This window comes from Micromonospora peucetia, assembly GCF_900091625.1.
Classification (GTDB): Bacteria; Actinomycetota; Actinomycetes; order Mycobacteriales; family Micromonosporaceae; genus Micromonospora; species Micromonospora peucetia.
The window spans coordinates 3,571,157-3,590,236 of record NZ_FMIC01000002.1 but is presented as its reverse complement, the minus strand read 5'-3'; the positions used below and the strand labels follow the sequence as shown (position 1 = coordinate 3,590,236).

Below are 19,080 nucleotides of genomic sequence, written 5' to 3'. Positions count from 1 at the left end.
CGCCCGCCACCGCACGCGCCCCACCCGCCCGCGCCCGCCGCACGCGCCCGCCGCAGCGCCGCCCGCACCCGCCCCCACGCCCGCCCCCGCGATCTTGCACTTTCGGCCCCCAACTCACGGCCTTTGTCCTGATTGCCAGGGCACCAAGTGCAAGATCGCGGGCGCGCGGGCGGGCGGGCCGTGGGCGGGCGGGCCGTGGGCGGGCGGGCCGTGGGCGGGCGGGCCGTGGGCGCGCGGGCCGTGGGCGCGCGGGCCGTGGGCGCGCGGGCCGTGGGCGCGCGGGCCGTGGGCGGGCGGGCGGTGGGGTGGGACGGGCGGTGGGTAATGGGGGTGAGACGGGTGGTGGGGAGAGGGGTGGTTAGGGGAGGGTCCACTTCTGGTTGGCGGCTGCGGTGCAGGTCCAGAGGTGTACGGGGGTGCCGTCGGCGGAGTTGTTGCCGGAGACGTCCAGACACTTACCGGACTGCGGGTTCTTCAGCGCCCCGTCCGGCTGGGCGGACCAGTTCTGCGCGCCCGTGCCGTTGCACGTCCACAACTGGATCTTCGTGCCGTCGGCCGATCCGCCACCGGACACGTCCAGACACTTACCCAACGCCTTCACCGTCGAGTTCGGCGTCACCGTCCACGTCTGCGCGGCGCCGCCGTTGCAACCGTAGAGCTGGATCTGCGTCCCGTCGGCCGTGGCGCCGTTGCGTACGTCCAGGCACTTGCCGGCCAGGCCCCGGACCGGGCCGGTGCCGGTGCCGCCGCTGGCCTTCACCAGAGTGAAGTCGTCCACGTCGAAGAGCCCCGCGCCCGATCCGGTGAAGGTCAGATAGAGGTTGCCGGCGCCGGACGGGACCCCGGACAGGGCCGTCGTGACGTTCGCGAAGCTGGTCCAGCCGCCCGTGTTCGGCACCGCCACCGAGCCGAGCAACGCGCCGGTGGTGGAGCCGGCGCGGACCTGGATCGTGCCACCCGGCCCACCGGAGACGACCCGCGCCCGCAACGACGTCACCCCGGTCAGGTCGAGTCCGGCGTACGCGGCCCAGTCGCCCGGGTCGATGTGACCCAGCGTCTGGCCGCCGTTCGCGCCGGCCTTGGTGAACGGGGCGACCCCGTTGGCCGAGCTGAACGCCTCCGCCTGCACGGTGGTGTCGCCGCCCGGTGGGGTGGAACCGAGTTCCTTGATCCGGATGTTGCGGAACGAGGCGTCGTCGCCGGTGCCGTGGTTCTGGAGCCCCACGTGGCCGGCGAGCGAACGGGCCGGGTCGGTGTTGGTGAAGTCGTTGATCTTCACCCCGTTCAGGAAGACCTGGAGGCGTTCGCCCTCGACGAGCAGCTCGTAGGTGTTCCACTCCCCCGGCGGGTTCAGCGCCGCGTCCCGGGCGGCGGTGTCGGCGGACTTGAAGGTGTAGACCGCGCCGGTGGTCCGGTCGGCCGCGTCGGTGGCATCGATCTGCACCTCGTAGCCGTTGTTCACCGCCGACCAGGGATCGCTGGAGGCCGGGAAGCCGATGAAGACGCCGGAGTTGTCGTCGCCGGCGAGCCGCCAGTCCAGTTTGAGCGAGTAGTTGGTGAACTGCTTCCCGCTGTACCAGTACAGGCCCATTCCGCCGACCGAGGTGAGGGTCGCGTCGGCGTTGCTGAAGTTGCCCGGCCCGGCCTGGGACCAGCCGGTGGTCGCGCCGTCGTAGAGCGCGGTGTAGCCGGTCTCGGCCCGGCAGTCCGCCTTGGCCCGGCCGGCCGCGTACCGGATGCCGCCGAGCAGGTGGGCGCGGAACGCCGGCTCGGCGTACGACGTCTGGGTGTGCCCGCCGCCGGTGTAGAAGGCCCGGCCGCCGCTCTGGGTCTTGCACCAGGAGTGCGGGTGGTCGGCGCCCATCGAGCCGCCCGAGTAGGACGACTCGTCGAGGGTGGCCAGCACCCGGGCGGTGGAGCGGGCGTTGGTCTGGTAGTTGTACCACTCGTCGGTGCGGGTCCAGGTCCGCGGCAGGTGCGCGGTGGCCGGGTGCGCCCGGTTCTCCGCCTTGACGTTGGCCTGCTGGATGGCCGGGTGCGAGGCGAAGTACGCCCCGACCAGGTTGCCGTAGAACGACCAGCCGTACTCGGTGTCGGCGGCGGCGTGCACGCCGACGAAGCCGCCGCCTGCGCCGATGTACGACTCGAAGGCGCCCTGCTGGGCGGCGTCGAGCACGTCACCGGTGGTGTTGAGGAAGACCACCGCCTCGTACCGGGCCAGGTTGGCGGTGTTGAACTGGGCGGCGTCCTCGGTGGCGGTGACGGTGAAGTTGTTGGCCGCGCCGAGGTCACGTATCGCCTGGGTGCCGACCGCGATGGAGTCGTGCCGGAAGCCGGCGGTCTTCGAGAAGACCAGCACGTCGTACGGGGCGTCGGCGGCGCTGGCCGGGGTGGCCGGGGCGGTGCAGGCGAGGACGGCGAGGACGGCGGTGGCCGCGCCGAGGACGGGTCGGAGGAGTCTGCGCATGTCGCTCTCCCAACAGGTGCTGGGGAAGGGCCCCTTCTATAACGAAAGCGTTGGTAAAGGGCCCTTCCTCTCAGGTCAGGGCAGGGTCCACTTTTGGTTGGCGTTGGTGTGGCAGGTCCAGAGGTGTACGGGCTGGCCGTCGGCCGGGTTGTTGCCGGAGACGTCGAGGCACTTGCCCGACTGCGGGTTCTTCAGCGTCCCGTCCGACTGTGCCGACCAGTTCTGCGCGGCCGTGCCGTTGCACGTCCACAGCTGGATCTTCGTGCCGTCGGCGGAGGCACCGCCGGAGATGTCCAGGCACTTGCCGAACGCCTTCACCGTCGAGTTCGGCGTCACCGTCCACGTCTGCGCCGCGGAGCCGTTGCAGCCGTAGATCTGGATCTGGGTGCCGTCGGCTGTGGCGCCGTTGCGCACGTCGAGGCACTTGCCGCCGAGCCCGACGACCGGGCCGGTGCGGACCGCCGCGCCGGTGCTGAAGGCGAACGTGTCCACGTCGTAGAGCGCGCCGGTGCCCGTACCGGCGAAGGTCAGGTAGAGCGTGGTGGTGCCGGCCGGCGCCCCGGAGAGGCCGCCGCTGACCGTGGTGAACGTGTCCCAGCCGCCGGTGACGGGGACGGTCGCGGAGCCGAGCACGGCGCCCGTGGGCGAGCCGGCCCGCACCTGGAGGGTGCCGCCGGAACCGGCGGAGGAGACCCGGGCGCTGAACGAGGTCGCGTCGGTGAGCTTGTACGGCTCGAAAGCGATCCAGTCGCCGTTGTTGATGTCGCCGACGGTCTTGCCGCCCTCGGCGGTGGGCTTGTCGAAGGTCCCGACGCCGGAGGAGGTCTTGAAGTGCTCCGCCTGGCGCTTGCGCGGCTGGAGGGTGTGCTGCTCGTGCGTGGTCAGCCCACCGGCGTCGGTGTATTCGGCGTCGAAGATGGCGAAGATGTTCGCCGCGTCGTCGTGTTCGCCGTCGACGGGGATGGTGATCGAGCCCGAGCAGCCGTTCTTCGAGGTGATCTGGTGGCCGTGGCTGTCGTGGCCCAGCACGTAGGTCATCTTGACCTTGGTGCAGTCGATGGCGGCGTCCTCCGGGTCGGTCACCGTGATGCTGAACGGCACGGTGTCGCCGTAGCTGAAGAGCTGGCCGTTGGCCGGGCTGGTGATGGTGACCGTGGGCGCGGTGTTGCCGACCCCGATCTGCACGTTCGCCGTGCCGGTGGCGCCCTGCGGGTCGCGTACGGTCAGCGTGACCTGGTAGGTGCCGTTGGCGGTGTACGTCTTACTGGGGTTCGCCGTCGTCGAGCTGGTGCCGTCGCCGAACGCCCAGGAGTACGTCAGCGCGCCGCCCTCCGGGTCGCTGGACCCGGCCGAGGAGAAGTTCACGGCCAGCGGGGCCGTCCCGGAGGTCTTGTCGGCCGAGGCGACGGCGGTGGGCGCCCGGTTGCCGCCGCCGATGTGGTCGTAGCGGTAGAGCGCCGAGTTGGCGTCGCCGTTGAAGTAGCCGGTGCCGTAGTCGAGGATGTAGAGCGCGCCCTCGGGCCCGAACGCCATGTCCATGATCTGCTTGCCGTTCCACGGGAACGTGTCGATGCCGCCCGGGGAGCCGTCGGCGTTGAGGTGGATCGGCTTGACCCAGCCCCGGCCGAGTTCCCCGGCGAAGAACTGCCCGTCGAAGGACTGCGGGAACTTGGTGGTGGAGTTCAGTGCGGCGTCGTACCGGTAGACGGGGCCGGCCATCGGCGACTCGGAGCCGCCGCCGAACTCCGGCGGGCTGCCGGCGTCGCCGGCGTACCGGATCCAGGCCGGTTTCGCCCCCGGCAGGATGGGCAGGCCGGTGTTGCGGAACGAGTTGTTGGTCGGCCCGCCGGAGCAGTTGAACTTGGCCCCGGCGGTCCCGGCGGCGAAGTCCCACTCGGCGTACGTCTCGGTGGCGGTGTTGGTTCCGGTGCAGTACGGCCAGCCGTAGTTGCCGGGACCGGTGACCCGGTTGAACTCGACCTGCCCGCTCGGGCCCCGGGCGCTGGTGGTGCCGGCGTCCGGGCCGTAGTCGCCGACGTGGACGATGCCGGTGGCCCGGTCGACGCTCATCCGGAACGGGTTGCGGAAGCCCATCGCGTAGATCTCGGGGCGGGTGCGCGGGTCCGAGTCGACGAACATGTTGCCCGCCGGGATCGCGTACGTGCCGTTGGCGTTCACCTTGATCCGCAGGATCTTGCCGCGCAGGTCGTTGGTGTTGGCCGCGCTGCGCTGCGCGTCGTACGCGGGGTTGCGGTTGGTGCGCTCGTCGATCGGCGCGTACCCGGCCGAGTCGAACGGGTTGGTGTCGTCGCCGGTGGAGAGGTAGAGGTTGCCGGCGGCGTCGAAGTCGATGTCGCCGCCGACGTGGCAGCACATGCCCCGGTCGGCGGGCACGTCGAGGATGTCGACCCGGCTGCCGGTGTTGAGGGTGAAGTCGGCGTTGAGGGTGAACCGGGAGAGCCGGTTGACGCCCTGCCAGGCCGAGAAGTCGGTGCCGGTCGCCGGCGCGTCGCCGGTGGGGGTGGACAGCGGCGGCGCGTAGTAGAGGTAGATGTGCCGGTTGGTGACGAAGCTGGGGTCGGCTCCGATGCCCTGCAAGCCCTCCTCGTCGTGGGTGTAGACGGGCAGCGTGCCGATCACGGAGGTGGTGCCGGCGGAGTCCGTCCGCCGGACGGTGCCGTTGCGGGCGGTGTGCAGGACCGACCGGTCGGGCAGCACCGAGATCGTCATGGGTTCGCCGACCTCGGCGACGCCCTTGGCGAGGGTGACCTGCTGGAAGTCGGTGCCGACGACGGGGTGGGCCTGGGCCGGGGTGGGGCCGCCCAGCTCGGCCGGGCCCGCGCCGAGGGCGACCGTGCCCGCGGTGGCGACCAGCAGCAGCGCGGCGGCGGCGGCGAACCGTCGCCGGATCCGGTGGGTGGAGCTGTCCTTCGTGGACATCGTTGTGCCGTCCCTTCCTGACGAGTGACTGCCAGGGCGGGCGCGCGCCGTCGCGCCGGATGCCGTAGCGGGGATGCGCCTCGGCCCGCCGGGTGCCGTGTCCGGCCGGCCGTGACCTGCGAGGGATGGGGGATAGATGGGCCCGACATTAAATGAGGTACGTCAATGTGTCCATGCCTTCCGCCGAATCGGCGTGAACTTTCGTCGATCCCGTCGAAAGTTCCACATGGTCAGCAGCGGCCAGGCCACGGCGAGCCCGACGGCGTGCTGCGCGGCTCCGGTGGCTCAGAGCGGGCGGTCGACGGCCTGGGCAGCGAGGGCAGCCAGGACGGCGCGGGCCTCGTCGGTCACCGGGGCGGACTCCAGGGCCACCAGGGCGGCCTCGGCGCGTACCCCGATCATCCGCTCGATCCGCTCGCGGGCGCCGGTGCTCTCGATGATCTTCCGCAGCTCGGCGGCGCCGTCGCCGTCCAGCGCGGGGTTGCCGAACAGCTCCCGCAGCCGCGCGGCCTGCGCCCGGTCGGCGGCGCCACGGGCCAGCGCCATCATCACCGTCGGCTTACCCTCCCGCAGGTCGTCCAGAATCGACTTGCCGGTGACCGCCGGATCGCCGAAGACCCCCAGCACGTCGTCGCGGAGTTGGAACGCGTCGCCCAACGGGTCGCCGAACTCGGCCAGCGCGGCGACCGACGCCGGTCCGGCCCCGGCCAGTGTGGCCCCGATCTGCAACGGCCGGGTGACCGTGTAGCGGGCCGCCTTCATCCGGACCACGGTGAGCGCGCTCGCCACCGAGCCGTCGCCCACCGCCGAGACCAGGTCGAGGTACTCCCCCGCGATCACCTCGGTGCGCATCAGCGCGTAGACCGCGTACCCCCGGTGCACCCGCCCCGAGCCCAGGCCGCACTCGTGGAACATCTGGTCCGCCCAGGCGGCACAGAGGTCGCCGCAGAGCAGCGCGGTGTTCCGCCCGTACGCCTCGGGGTCGCCACGCCAGGACGAGCGGGCGTGCAGGTCGGCGAAGAGCCGGTGCACCGACGGCGCACCCCGGCGACGGTCGCTGCCGTCCAGGATGTCGTCGTGGATCAGCGCGAACGCGTGGAACAACTCCAGCGCGGCGGCGGCCACCACGATCGGGGTGCCGTCGACGCCGCCGGCACCCCGCCACCCCCAGTAGCAGAAGAGCGGGCGTAGCCGCTTGCCGCCGGCCAGCACGAACCGGTGCAACGCGGTGAAGACGCCCCGGGGCGCACCGTCCGGCCAGTCCCGGCCCTGCCGGTCGAGAAACCCGGCCAGCTCGGCGTCGAACCGGGCCCGCAGCCCACTCGCGTCGGTCGGGGCGACGGTGACGGTCACGATCCCGCCCGCACGGCCGCGTACGCGTAGCGCGAGCTGGGCGGCAGCACCTCGTCGAAGCCGGCGAGCGTGGTCCACGGCGCCAGCGCCCCCACGACGCTGGTGGTCGCGACCGAGCCGCGCGCTCCCACCAGCCAGACACCCGTACGCATGGTGCCCCTTCCCGATCAGGAGGAACAGCTGTGCATTGAGCTATATGGATATCAGAATTTTGTTCTGAGAGATATGGATCTGTGCGGAAAGGCCCCGTCCGCCGGCCGCCCCGGGACGAGCCCACCGGTCCGGTGTCGACGTCGGCGGCGACGACCCCGGTCCGGTTCCCGGTGCGGGCGCGGACGGACGGGGCTGGCAGGCAGGGCCGGTCGGCGTCCCGTCCCTGCCTCCCCCGCATCCGTCGGCCGGGACGCGGGCACGCGCCGACCGGCCGTCGTGGGTGACCCCACCTCGGGGGTCACCGGGTGGGCGCACGCCCCGGACTTCCTCACCGGGCCGTGTGTGGCGGTCCCCCGGTGCGACCGGGGAATCCCGGTCCGGCCGCACCGGACGACCGTCCTGCTCGTGCGTCACCGGGCCACGCCGGCCCGGCCGCACGTCCTCCGGTCCCGACCTCGTCCCGGCCGCGGGGCGCAACCCCGGCCGGTCCCTCGCCGGTCGGCGCCGGAGGTGGCTCAGGCCGCGACCGTGGCCAGGGCCGGCTCCACCTCCGTCCACGAGGAGCCGAGCTCCGCCGACCGGGTCACCGCGTCCAGCACCAGCTGGACCTGCAACCCGTCGGCGAAGGAGGGGGCCGGGTCCACGCCGGTGGCGACCGCCTCGACGAAGTCCCGCATCTGGTGGGTGAACGAGTGCTCGTAGCCGATGAGGTGGCCGGGCGGCCACCAGGCGGACATGTACGGGTGCTCGCCCTCAGTCACCAGGATGCGGCTGAAGCCCTGCTCGGCGGCGGGACGCGACGCGTCGTAGAACTCCAGTTCGTTGAGGCGCTCCAGGTCGAAGGCCACCGTGCCGAGAGATCCGTTGATCTCCACCCGGAGGGCGTTCTTGCGGCCGGTGGCGAACCGGCTCGCCTCGTACGTGGCCAGCACGCCGCCGTCGAGCCGGGCTACGAAGACCGCCGCGTCGTCGACGGTTACCGCGCCGGTGGCCGGGTGGTGGCCGTCGGCACCGCCCCCGTCCACCGCGCTCCCGTTCGCCGCGCCCCCGTCCACCGTGGCCGCCAGCCCGCTCGACCCGGCCGGCAGCGGCCGTTCCCTGACGAAGGTCTCGGTGACGGCGCTGACCCCGGTGATCCGCCGGCCGGTGACGTACTGGGTCAGGTCGATGATGTGCGCGCCGATGTCGCCGAGCGCGCCGGAGCCCGCCCTGTCCCGTTGCAACCGCCAGACCAGGGGAAACTGTGGATCCACGATCCAGTCCTGCAGGTACGTCGCCCGGACGTGCCGGATCACCCCGAGCCGCCCGTCGGCGACGAGCTGGCGCATCATCGCGACCGCCGGCACCCTCCGGTAGTTGAACCCGCACATCGACCGCACCCCGGCGGCCTGCGCGGTGGCCGCGGCGGCGGCCATCGACCGGGCCTCCGCAACCGTGTTGGCCAGCGGCTTCTCGCACAGCACGTGCTTGCCGGCGGCCAACGCGGCGATGGCGATCTCGGCGTGGCTGTCCCCGGGCGTGCAGATGTCGACCACGTCGATGCCGTCGGAGGCGATCAGGTCACGCCAGTCGGTCGTGTACGCCTCCCAGCCGAGCCGGTCGGCGGCGTCGGCGACCTTCCCGGCGTCCCGGCCGCAGATCAGCGCCATCCGGGCCCGCGCCGGCAGGTCGTACACCCGGTTCACGGTGCGCCACGCCTGCGAGTGCGCGGCGCCCATGAACGCGTAGCCGACCATGCCGACCCGCAGTTGCCTGTCTGTCGTGGACAAGGTGGGTCTCCCCCCGTGTGTCAGAACCCGAGCTTGAGGTAGTCGCCCGCGTTCTCCTTGGTGATCGTCTCGGAGGCGAGGATGATCTCCTTGGGCACCTGGAGTTCCACCAGGTCGGACATGCCCTTGTCCTGGCCGATCAGCCGCGCCAGGGAGATGGCCGAGGAGGCCATCGACGGGCTGTAGGTCACGGTCGCCTTGAGCACCGTGTTGTCGGCCTGGATGTCCTGCATCGCCTTCTTCGAGCCGGCGCCCCCGACCATGAAGAACTCCTTGCGGCCACTCTGACTGATCGCGGCCAGCACACCGATGCCCTGGTCGTCGTCGTGGTTCCAGATCGCGTCGATCTTCGGCAGGGCCTGGAGCAGCTGCGCCGCCTCCTGTTGCCCGGAGTCGGCCGTGAACCGGGCCGCCCGCCGGTTGGCGACCTTGAAGCCGTTCGCCGTCAGGGTGTCGACGAAGCCCTTCGACCGCTCCTGGGTCAACTCCAACTCGTCCATGCCGGCGATCTCGCCGATCACCGGGTTGCTGACGCCCTTGGCCCTGAACTGCTCGATCATGTAGGTGGCGGCGGCCACGCCCATGCCGTGGTTGTCGCCCTTGATCTGGAGCCGGTAGGCCCGCGCGTCGGGGAAGGCCCGGTCCAGGTTGACCACCGGGATGCCGGCCTTCATCGCCTCCAGGCCGAACGCGTTGAGCTCCTTGCCGTCGTGCGGCAGCAGCACGATCACGTCCGGCTTCTGCGAGATCAGCGTGGACAGCGCCGCCCGCTGGGCTGCCGCGTCCGCGCCGGCCTCCACCGACTTGAACTCCACGTCGGAGTACGCCCCGGCCTGCGCCTTGGCGTTGTTGGTGATGGCGGCGATCCAGCCATGGTCGGCGGCCGGTGCGGAGAACCCGATGACGACCCGCTTGCCGGGCTCGTTGTTACCGCCCGGCGCCGCCGCCTTGGTCTGCGCCTCGGTCGGCTGGGTCTCGTTGCTGGTGCAGCCGGCGAGCAACGCGCCGGCGCCGACGGCGGCCCCGCCGAAGATCAGCCGGCGGCGCGACACGTCGCGACTGTGCTGGGTCATGACGACCTCCTGGGTTGACGGTGGTGGAGGAGAACTCGCGGTACGGGACGGAAGAGGGCGTGCGGTGCCCGGCCACCGTCGCTCAGGTGGCCCGGATGCCGCGCGGGGTCGGTGCGGGTCGGTGCGGTGCGGGTCGGTGCGGTGCGGGTCAGGTGCTGGTGAGCCGGTTGCGGCCCAGGAACTGGGTGAGGCTGCGGAACTGGACCTGCTGGACCAGGACGGCGGCGACGATGATGCCGCCCTTGACCATGTTCTGGGCCTCGGTGGAGAGGCCGTTGATGGCGAAGAGGTTGGTGATGGTGGCGAAGATGACCACCCCGAGCAGGGAACCGATGATGGTGCCCCGCCCACCGCTGAGCAGCGTGCCGCCGATGATCGCGGCGGCGATCGCGTCCAGCTCGTAGAGGTTCGCCATCGCCGCCTGCGCCGAGTTGGCCTGGGCGGTGAGCATGATGGCGGCGATGCCGCAGCAGAGGCCGGAGAGCCCGTAGAGCAGCACGGTGTGCCGCCGGACGTTGATGCCGGCGAGCCGGGCGGCCTCCGGATTGCCGCCGACGGCGACCGTACGCCGGCCGAAGGTGGTGCGGTTGAGCAGCACCCAGCCGGCGGCGACCACGGCGGCGAGGATGTAGACCAGCAACGGGATGCCGAGCAGTTCGTTGCTGGCCAGACCGTTGATGAAGGTGTTGCCCGACACCTGGGTCTGCTTGTCGGAGATCTCGGCGGCGAGCCCTCGGGCCGCCACCAGCATGGCGAGGGTGGCGATGAACGGCACCAACCGGCCGTACGAGATGAGCAGCCCGTTGACCAGGCCGACCGCCAACCCGACGGTGAGCGCGCTGAAGATCATGCCGCCGGCGCCGTAGCTCTGGGTGGTGACCGTGGTGCACCAGACCCCGGCCAGCGCGACGATCGCGCCGACGGAGAGGTCGATGCCACCACCGACGATCACGAAGGTCATCCCGACGGTGACCACCCCGACCACGGCCGCCAGCTTGAGGATGCTCAGGACGTTGTCCCACACCCAGTCCGGATTGGAGTACAGGTCGGAGCGGGTCAGCGCGCCGATCACGACGAGCACGGCCAGTACGCCGACCAGGGCCAGGTTGCGGCGGGCGCCCTCGCCACCTTCCCCCGCCACCAGGAGATCCGGCCTGGCACCGGCATCTTGTCGACGGCCGCCGCACTCTGTGCCGGGTCCACCGGCGGCGACTGCGCCGGAAGCTGCGCCGCCCGCTCCGGCGCGGCAGTGGGAGTGGTCCCCTCGGTCATGCCGGTGCGCCTTCCATCAGGGACCCCGCCATGACGAGGTCGAGCACGCTGTTCTCGTCGAGTTCGCCGGCCGGGGCCTCGCGGACGACCCGCCCCTCCCGCATCACCAGCACCCGGTCGGCCAGGCCGAGCACCTCGGGGACCTCGCTGGAGACCAGCAGCACCCCGACGCCGCGCGCCGCCAGCCCTCGGATCACCTGGTAGAGCTCCGCCCGGGCACCGACGTCGACGCCCCGGGTCGGCTCGTCGAGCAGCAACAGCCGGGTGTCGCCGAGCAGCCAGCGCCCGACCACCACCTTCTGCTGGTTGCCGCCGGAGAGGGTGCGCACCGGCCGGCGCACATCGCGGGGGCGCAGCTCCAGGCTCTCGGCGATCCGGTCCGCCTCGGCCCGCTCCCGCCCGGCGTCGGTGAACCCGGCGCGGGCGTAGCGGGCGAAGGTGGCCAGGGTGACGTTGCGGTAGATCGGCTCGCCCAGCAGCAGCGCCTGGCTCTTGCGCTCCTCGGGGGCCATGCCCATCCCGGCCCGTACCGCCGCGCCGACGCTGCCGGCCCGAAGTGCCCTGCCGGCCATCCGCACCGTGCCGGCCTCGGCCCGGCGGGCGCCGTAGACGGTCTCCAGCAGCTCGGAGCGACCCGAGCCGACCAGCCCGGCGATGCCGACGATCTCCCCGGCCCGCACCCGCAGCGAGACGTCGGCGAACTCGCCGGCCCGGGTCAAACCCTCGACCGCGAGCAGCTCCGCGCCGCCGGCCGCGCCGGTCGGGCGGTCCGGGAAGACGTACTCGATGGTGCGGCCGGTCATCCGGCTGACCAGGTCGCGGGTCGGGGTGTCGCGGGCCGGCAGGTTCGCCGCCGTGGTCCGGCCGTCCTTGAGTACGGTGACCCGGTCACCGATCTCGCGGATCTCCTCCAGCCGGTGCGAGATGTAGATGACGGCGATGCCCTGCGCGGTCAGTTCACGGATGATCCGGAACAGGTTGCCCACCTCGTCGTGGGCCAGCACGGCGCTCGGCTCGTCCATGATGATCAGCCGGGCCTCGTGCGAGAGCGCGCGGGCCATGCTGACGATCTGCTTGCCGGCGGCGGGCAACGCGCGGACCATCCGCCCGGGCGCGATCTCGGCGTGGCCGAGCCGTCCGAGGATCTGCCGGGTGCGCCGCGCCATGGTGCCGCGTCGGACGAAGCCGAGCCGGCGCGGCTCGTGGCCGAGGAAGGCGTTCTCCGCGACCGAGAGGTCATCGACCAGGTCGAGTTCCTGGTAGATGGTGGCGATGCCGGCGCGCATGGCGGCCTGCGGGTTGGCGAAGGTGGCCGGTTCGCCCCGCCACTCGACGCGCCCCGAGTCGGGCCGGTGCACCCCGGCCAGCACCTTGATCAGGGTGGACTTGCCGGCGCCGTTCTGCCCGAGCAGGCAGTGCACCTCGCCGGCCCGCACCTCCAACTGCACCCCGTCCAGGGCCCGTACGCCCGGGAAGGTCTTGACCACGTCGGTGAGGCGCAGCACCACCTCGCCCGCGACGGCGTCGGCGGGGGCCTCGACCAGTGGGGCGCCGGCCTCAGGCTCGCTGCTGCCGGCACTCTGCTCGTTCATGACGCCTCCGCGAAGGCCACGTCGCTGGCCAGCACGGCGGCACCGGCGACGCCGGCGCGGGGCCCCAACTCGGAAAGGACGACCGGAAGGTTGCCGGTGGCCAACGGCAACGACCGGCGATAGACCACGCTGCGGATCTCGGCCAGCAGGATGTGCCCGAGCTGGGCGAGCCCGCCGCCGATCACGATCATCGACGGGTTGGTGAAGCTGACCAGACCGGCCAGGACCCCACCAACCCGTCGACCCCCGTCGCGGATCAGCTGGATGCAGGTGACGTCCCCCTCGCCGGCACCCTCGGCGACGTCCCGGGCGGTCAGCGCGCCCCTTGTGGCGAGCCGCTCGGCCAGCGCGGGCGAGGTGCCGGCGCGCGCCGCGACGGTCGCGTCCCTGGCCAGCGCGGCACCGCTGAACAGCGCCTCCAGGCAGCCGATGTTGCCGCAGGAACACATCGGACCGTGCGCGTCGACCTGAATGTGGCCGATGTCCCCGGCGCAGCCGTCGGTGCCCCTGTAGACCTCGCCGCTGAGGTGGATCCCGCACCCTATTCCGGTGCCGATCTTCACGAAGAGGAAGTCGTCCACGGAGTGGGCCACCCCGCCGTGCCGCTCCCCGATCGCCATGATGTTGACGTCGTTGTCGACCACCGCCGGGCAGCCGTGCTCGCGGGTGAGCAGCTCGCGCACCGGGAACCGGTCCCAGCCCGGCATGATCGGCGGGGAGACCGGCACGCCGTCGCGGAAGCTGACCGGGCCGGGCACCCCGATGCCGACAGCGTCGAGCCGTTCGTAGGCGCCGTCCACCCTGGCCTTGTGCAGCAGCTCGTTGACCCGTTGGAGGATCACCTTCGGGCCGGTGCGGATGTCGGCCGGCTCGGCGTACGCGGCGACCGGCTCCAGCCGGCCGTTGACCACCTCGACGTCGATGGAGCTGGCACCGAGGTCGACCGTGGCGAAGCGCAGGCGCGGGCTCAGCTCGACCAGGGTGGAGCGGCGACCGCCCCGGGAGGCGGCCAGCCCCGCCTCAGCGACGTAGCCGAGGCTGACGAGCCGCTCCAGCTCCGCCAGCAACCGGGGACGCGGCATCTGCAACCGGGCGCCCAACTCGGCCCGGGACACCGCCCCCTCGTCGCGGAGCAGCCGCAGCAGCCGTACGTGCAGGGGGTCGACCGTGCGCACCGGACTCACCTCTTCGCGGGCTCGTTCACATCGACGCAATGCCGAGATGTCGTGCCGACACAGTAGAAGTGCTACGCGTCACATGTCCAGAGCTTCAGCCGATTTGAAACGAACTTTTGTCCCCTCAGACAAAAGCCCTCGCCAGCCCAAGAAAAACCCCTTCCCCAGCCCTCCCCAGCCCTTCCCACCCCCGGGACCTCCGCGACCGTCCCCGCCCCGCCCCTGCGCCTCCGCGACCGCCCCCGCCCCGCCCGCTCTTTCGCCCCGCCTCCGCCCAGCCTCCGCGATCTTGCACTTTATGCCCGTACATAGTTCGCATATCAGGGCAAAGAGGAGGCCACAAGTGCAAGATCGCGGGAAAGGGCGGGCGGAGGCGGGGCGGGAAGATCGGGCGGGGCGAGACGGGGGCGGGGGCGCGGACGGGGCGCGGGGGCACGGGCGGGGCGCGGGGGCACGGGCGGGGGGTACGGGGGCACGGGCGGGGGGTGCGGGGCGGGGAACGGGGGCGCAGGCGAGGACGGGGACGGGGACGGGGCGGGTGGCTAGCGGGGGGTGGCCGCGTTGCGCTTCTTCTTGAGCTTGCGGTCGTCGCGCAGTTCGACGTACGGCTCCTCGTCCGGGGAGTGTCCCGCCTCGATGGCGCGGCTGCGCTCCAACTCGGCGTCGAACTCCGCGCCGAGGAGGATCGCGATGTTGCTCAGCCACAGCCAGACCAGGAAAATGATCACGCTGGCGAGCGCCCCGTATGTCTTGTTGTACGAGCCGAAGTTGCTGACGTAGAACGCGAACAGGCCCGAGATCACCAGCCAGATCACCACGGCCAGTACGCCGCCGGGGCTGACCCAGCGGAAGCCGCCGTGCTTCGCGTTCGGCGACGCCCAGTAGAGGATCGCGAACATCAGGCTGACCAGGAGTAGCAGCACCGGCCACTTGGCGATGTTCCACACGGTCACCGCCGTGGAGCCCAGCCCGATCGCCTCTCCAACCTGTTCGGCGAGGCCGCCGGTGAAGACCACGATCACCGCGCTGGCCAGCAGCATCACGCCGATCACCGCGGTCACCCCGACACGGATCGGCAGCGTCTTCCAGATCGGACGCCCCTCCGGCACGTCGTAGATGGTGTTGGAGGCGCGCATGAACGCGGCGATGTAACCCGACGCCGACCAGAACGCGGCCAGCAGACCGAGGATGGCGGCGAGGCCGGCGAACCCGCCGCTCTGCTGCGCCTGGTCGATCGCGCCCTCCACGATCTGCCGGATCTCCCCCTGCGGGACGGCCTGGTTGACGGTGTCCTTGACGCCCTGCGTCGCGCCCGGGCCGAGCAGGCCGAGGATCGAGATCAACACCAGCAGGCCGGGGAAGATGGAGAGCACCCCGTAGTACGTGAGGGCAGCCGCCCAGTCGGTCAGGCTGTCGTCCTGGAACTCCCGCACCGTGCGGCGCAGCGCCGCCTTCCAGCCGGTGCCCGGCAGCTCGGTCGGGCTGTCGGGGCCCTCGTCGGGCCCGACCGGGCGGCGTCCCGGGTGCCGCTCGGCACTCCCGGACTCGTTCCTCCGGTCGGCGCGACCCGTCACGCGGTCGGCGGCGCGATCCGTCGCACGGTCGGCGGCACGACCCGTCGCACGGTCGGCGGCACGACCCATCCCCCCGTCGGCGCGACCCGTCCCGCGGTCGCCCGCCCGGCCGGCGGCAACCGCCCCGGAATCGTCGCGGTCGCGGTCGCGCCCGCTGCGGGCGGAAGACTCGTCGGAGGCCATCGCCCCTCCTCGTGATAGGCGTCAGTCCTCTCGACATGCCCCGGCGGCGGCCAGGGTTAACCACCTACGGGTACAGCAACCTGCCCATCCGGCGCGAGGCGACCAGCAGCCCCACGGCCACCGCCGCGAGCAGGTAGAGCACGTCGAGCACCCATCCCCAGCCGGCCGCACCCACCGAGACGCCCCGGATCAGGTGCACCGCGCGGTAGAGCGGGGTCACCTCCACCGCCCAGCGCAGCCCGGACGGGTAGGACTCGGCGGGGACGAACGTGCCGGAGAAGAGGAAGAGGGTGAACTGGGCCGCCGCGATCAGGTCGAAATCGTGCCAGCTGCGCAAAAAGGTGGTGAGCGCTATTCCCAGCGCGCCGAAGGCGAAGCCGACCAGCACCGCCGCCGGAAAGGCGACCAGCGCCCGTGCCACGGTGGTCAGGTCCATCACCACCATCACCACGAGGAAGGCGGCCGAGTAGGCGCTGCCGCGCAGCATCGCCCAGATCAGCTCCCCCAGCGCGATCTCGAACGGCCGTACCGGGGTGGCGATCACCCCGTCGTACAGCTTCATCTGCTTCATCTTCCCGAAGAAGTTGAAGGTCGTCTCCGACAGCGCGCCGGACATCGCCGAGGACGCGAGCATGGCCGGCGCGACGAACGCCGCATAGGTGACGACCTCGCCGCCGGGCAGCGTGAGGTCGCCGACCAGCGCGCCCACCCCGACACCGATGGAGAGCAGGTAGAGCAGCGGCTCCACGAAACCGGAGACGAGCAGCAGCCAGTAGACGGCCTTCAGGGCCGCCACGTTGCGCTCGGCCACGGAGACCGACCGGCGGGACGCGGCGACCAGTCGGGGCAGGAGCAGACCGACCACGGCGACCCTCCTAGACGACCAGCCTGCGACGGAACGCGCGGCGGGCCAGCAGCCAGCCGGCGACCGCCCAGGCCGCGAGGTAGAGCAGGTGGCCGGCGACCGACCACTGCGGAGCGACGCCGAGTGTCGCCGCCCGGCACAGCTCGACGCCGTGCCAGAGCGGGGTGGCGTACGCCAGCCAGCGCAGCGCCAGGGGCAACGACTCGACGGGGAAGAAAACGCCGGCGAACAGCGTCATCGGGATCACCGCGAAGCGGAGCAGCATCGCCAACCAACTGTCGACGGAGACCACCGCCGCGTACGCGAAGGTCGGCGCGGCGACCGCCAGCCCGAGCAGTGCCACCACCGGCAGCACGGCGACGGCCCACGGCGCGCGCAGCGCGCCGAAAAGGGCTGTCACCAGCAGGAACGCCGCGATGGTGATGAGCACCCGGAACACCACGAAGGCCAGGTGCCCGCTGAGGATGTCGCCCACCCGCAGCGGCGCCGCGCTCTGCGCGAAGTAGGTCCTGACCCACTGGAAGTTGCCGAACACCGGCCACGTCGACTCGCTGACGGCCGTCTGCAACGCCGTGGAGGCGATCAGGCCGGGCACGATCCAGTCGAGGTAGCTCACCCCGCCGATGCCCTGGTCGATGTAGGAGCCGACACCGACCCCGAACCCGAGCACGGTCAGCACCGGCAACAGGAACGACGAGAAGATCCCGGCCCGCCAGGTGCGCCGGTAGCCGACCAGATGGTGCGCCAACACCACCACCGCCGGCACCCGTGGCAGCGCCGGCCGTGCCCGTTCCCGCGCCGACCGCCCCGCACTCACCCGACCACCCCGCCTCGCTCGGCGTCCGTCCACCACGGCATTCCTACCTCGCGGGTACGACAGGCCGTACGGGTCGAGATCCACCGTCACCCCGTCCGGCGATCAGCCGCCACCCTACGGCGAACCGTCGCCCTGTCGTCGCCTCTCACCTCCGGCGAGGCTCGGCGCGCCGCCCTGGGATCAGCGTTGCCGGGCCGTGCTGAGCAGCGCCAGCACCGCGTGGCCGAGCAGCAGCAGCCCGGCGCCGGTGCCGACGACGAGCCCCGCCGACACCGCCGAGGCGAGCGCGGTGACCAGCCCGGCCAGGGCGACGACGCACATCGCCGCCCCGAGCAGCCACAGCCGCGGGTCGCGCAGCACCGGGACGAGGGGAAAGAAGTGCAGCCCCACCACGGCACAGATCAGCACGGGGATGAACTCCGACCACCCGGCGAGGGAAAGCACCACGGCGCCGAGCCCGGCGGCGGCGAACTCGGCGAGGACGATCAGGAGGTAACGACGGTCGGCGGCAGCGTCCCGGGCGACGTCACCGGCTTGCCGGCTCCGGGCCACCACGACGGCGCCGACCACCGCCGTGACCAGCGCCGCACCACTCGCGACCACCAGCAGGGCACGCAGCGGCTGGTCGGCGGCCGGCACGCTGAACCAGATCGTCGCGAAGACACCCAGGTAGAGCGCGGTCAGCCCGGCCTGGCGGCGGGACTGAAACTCGATGCTCGACATGACACCCCCGTGCGCGTCGCCGGACGGACGGGGTGCCGCCGGCCCGCCGATGCTACGTAACGGCCATCGCCGCCGCACCCGCCGGCCCTCCGGGCGCCCGCAACCACCGGCCTTCCCGGCAGCGGTCACCACCGGCCTTCCGGCGGTAGCGCCCCGGACGCGCCCGCCCGGTCAGTCGACCAGGGTGCGGCCGGTGAGGTGGAGGAAGACGTCCTCCAGGCTGCTGCGCCGGACCAGCACGTTGGCCGGGTGCAGCCCCCGCCCGCCGACCTCGGCGACCGCCGCGTCGCCGTCGGGCACGTAGAGCAGGATCCGGTCGGGCAGCACCTCGACCCGCTCCCCCAGCCCGTCGAGCTTGCCGGCGAACGCCTCCTGCGACTCGGCGGCGAAGCGTAGCTCCACCACCTCCCGGGTGGAGTGCCGGTCGATCAGCGCGCGGGGCGAGCCCTCGGCGACGATCCGCCCGCCGTCCATCACGACCAGGCGGTCGCAGAGCTGCTCCGCCTCGTCCATGTAGTGCGTGGTGAGGACCAGCGTGACGCCCTGCCGCTTGAGCCGGAACAACCGCTCCCACACCAGGTGCCGGGCCTGCGGGTCGAGGCCGGTCGTCGGCTCGTCCAGCAGCACGATCTCGGGCTCGTTGACCAGCGCGCGGGCGATGGTCAACCGCCGCTTCATGCCGCCGGAGAGGGGCTCGACCCTGCTGTCGGCCCGCTCGGTGAGCTGGACGAAGTCGAGCAACTCGGTGGCCCGGGCCCGGGCCACCCGGCGGGAGATGCCGAAGTAGCGCGCGTAGGTGGTGAGATTCTCCTGGACGGTGAGGTCGGGATCGAGGTTGTCGAGCTGGGGGCAGACGCCGAGGCGGGCCCGGATCGCCGGCCCGTCGCGGACCGGATCCATGCCGAGGATGCGCAGCTCGCCGCCGCTGGGCGGGGAGGTGCACCCGACCATCCGCATGGTGGAGGACTTGCCGGCGCCGTTGGGCCCGAGGAAGCCGAACGCCTCGCCGGCTCGCACCTCCACATCGATGCCGTCGACGGCGGTGAAGTCGCCGAACCGCTTCACCAGCGCCCGCGCCTGGATGAGTGGTGGAGCCGTGGTCACCGCCCGACCATAGCCCCCGG

Annotated in this window: 13 protein-coding genes and 1 pseudogene; all 14 read right to left on the bottom strand. The window is 72.1% G+C overall.

The window, feature by feature from the left end:
- Positions 1-358: 358 nt before the first annotated feature.
- The 14 genes and pseudogenes from GA0070608_RS16810 to GA0070608_RS16750 all read right to left on the bottom strand — a co-directional run bounded on the left by GA0070608_RS16810 (position 359) and on the right by GA0070608_RS16750 (position 19,060).
- Positions 359-2,467, bottom strand: coding sequence for a ThuA domain-containing protein (locus GA0070608_RS16810; protein WP_091629083.1), 2,109 nt, complete (start codon positions 2,465-2,467; stop codon positions 359-361).
- A 75-nt stretch (positions 2,468-2,542) separates the two neighbouring features.
- Positions 2,543-5,407, bottom strand: coding sequence for an RICIN domain-containing protein (locus tag GA0070608_RS16805; RefSeq protein ID WP_091629081.1), 2,865 nt, complete (start codon positions 5,405-5,407; stop codon positions 2,543-2,545).
- Between the two features lie 285 nt (positions 5,408-5,692).
- Positions 5,693-6,760 (bottom strand): polyprenyl synthetase family protein, encoded by a 1,068-nt coding sequence (locus GA0070608_RS16800; RefSeq protein ID WP_091629078.1) that lies wholly within the window; start codon positions 6,758-6,760, stop codon positions 5,693-5,695.
- A complete protein-coding gene (locus tag GA0070608_RS33455; RefSeq protein ID WP_176733594.1) occupies positions 6,757-6,912 on the bottom strand; it encodes a hypothetical protein in 156 nt (51 codons plus the stop codon). Before GA0070608_RS33455 ends, GA0070608_RS16800 begins: the two co-directional genes overlap by 4 nt.
- A 516-nt stretch (positions 6,913-7,428) precedes the next feature.
- Positions 7,429-8,649, bottom strand: coding sequence for a Gfo/Idh/MocA family protein (locus GA0070608_RS16795; RefSeq protein ID WP_176733974.1), 1,221 nt, complete (start codon positions 8,647-8,649; stop codon positions 7,429-7,431).
- 53 nt (positions 8,650-8,702) lie between these two features.
- On the bottom strand, positions 8,703-9,755 hold the full coding sequence (locus GA0070608_RS16790; RefSeq protein WP_091629072.1) for a substrate-binding domain-containing protein: 1,053 nt from the start codon (positions 9,753-9,755) through the stop codon (positions 8,703-8,705).
- Positions 9,756-9,903: 148 nt separating this feature from the next.
- Positions 9,904-11,027: pseudogene (locus tag GA0070608_RS16785) on the bottom strand (ABC transporter permease).
- Positions 11,024-12,619: a sugar ABC transporter ATP-binding protein gene (locus GA0070608_RS16780; RefSeq protein WP_091629067.1), complete on the bottom strand. Its 1,596-nt coding sequence runs from the start codon at positions 12,617-12,619 to the stop codon at positions 11,024-11,026. Before GA0070608_RS16780 ends, GA0070608_RS16785 begins: the two are co-directional and overlap by 4 nt.
- Entirely contained in the window at positions 12,616-13,794 is a 1,179-nt protein-coding gene (locus GA0070608_RS16775; RefSeq protein WP_091629064.1) for an ROK family protein, read from the bottom strand. Before GA0070608_RS16775 ends, GA0070608_RS16780 begins: the two co-directional genes overlap by 4 nt.
- A 542-nt stretch (positions 13,795-14,336) precedes the next feature.
- Positions 14,337-15,437 (bottom strand): YihY/virulence factor BrkB family protein, encoded by a 1,101-nt coding sequence (locus tag GA0070608_RS16770; RefSeq protein ID WP_091635300.1) that lies wholly within the window; start codon positions 15,435-15,437, stop codon positions 14,337-14,339.
- 178 nt (positions 15,438-15,615) lie between these two features.
- Positions 15,616-16,416 (bottom strand): ABC transporter permease, encoded by an 801-nt coding sequence (locus GA0070608_RS16765; RefSeq protein WP_091629062.1) that lies wholly within the window; start codon positions 16,414-16,416, stop codon positions 15,616-15,618.
- A 10-nt stretch (positions 16,417-16,426) separates the two neighbouring features.
- Complete coding sequence (locus GA0070608_RS16760) at positions 16,427-17,233, bottom strand: ABC transporter permease (protein ID WP_091629059.1); 807 nt, start codon at positions 17,231-17,233, stop codon at positions 16,427-16,429.
- 180 nt (positions 17,234-17,413) lie between these two features.
- Positions 17,414-17,956: a hypothetical protein gene (locus GA0070608_RS16755; protein WP_091629055.1), complete on the bottom strand. Its 543-nt coding sequence runs from the start codon at positions 17,954-17,956 to the stop codon at positions 17,414-17,416.
- Between the two features lie 171 nt (positions 17,957-18,127).
- Positions 18,128-19,060 (bottom strand): ABC transporter ATP-binding protein, encoded by a 933-nt coding sequence (locus GA0070608_RS16750; RefSeq protein ID WP_091629052.1) that lies wholly within the window; start codon positions 19,058-19,060, stop codon positions 18,128-18,130.
- Positions 19,061-19,080: the final 20 nt, after the last annotated feature.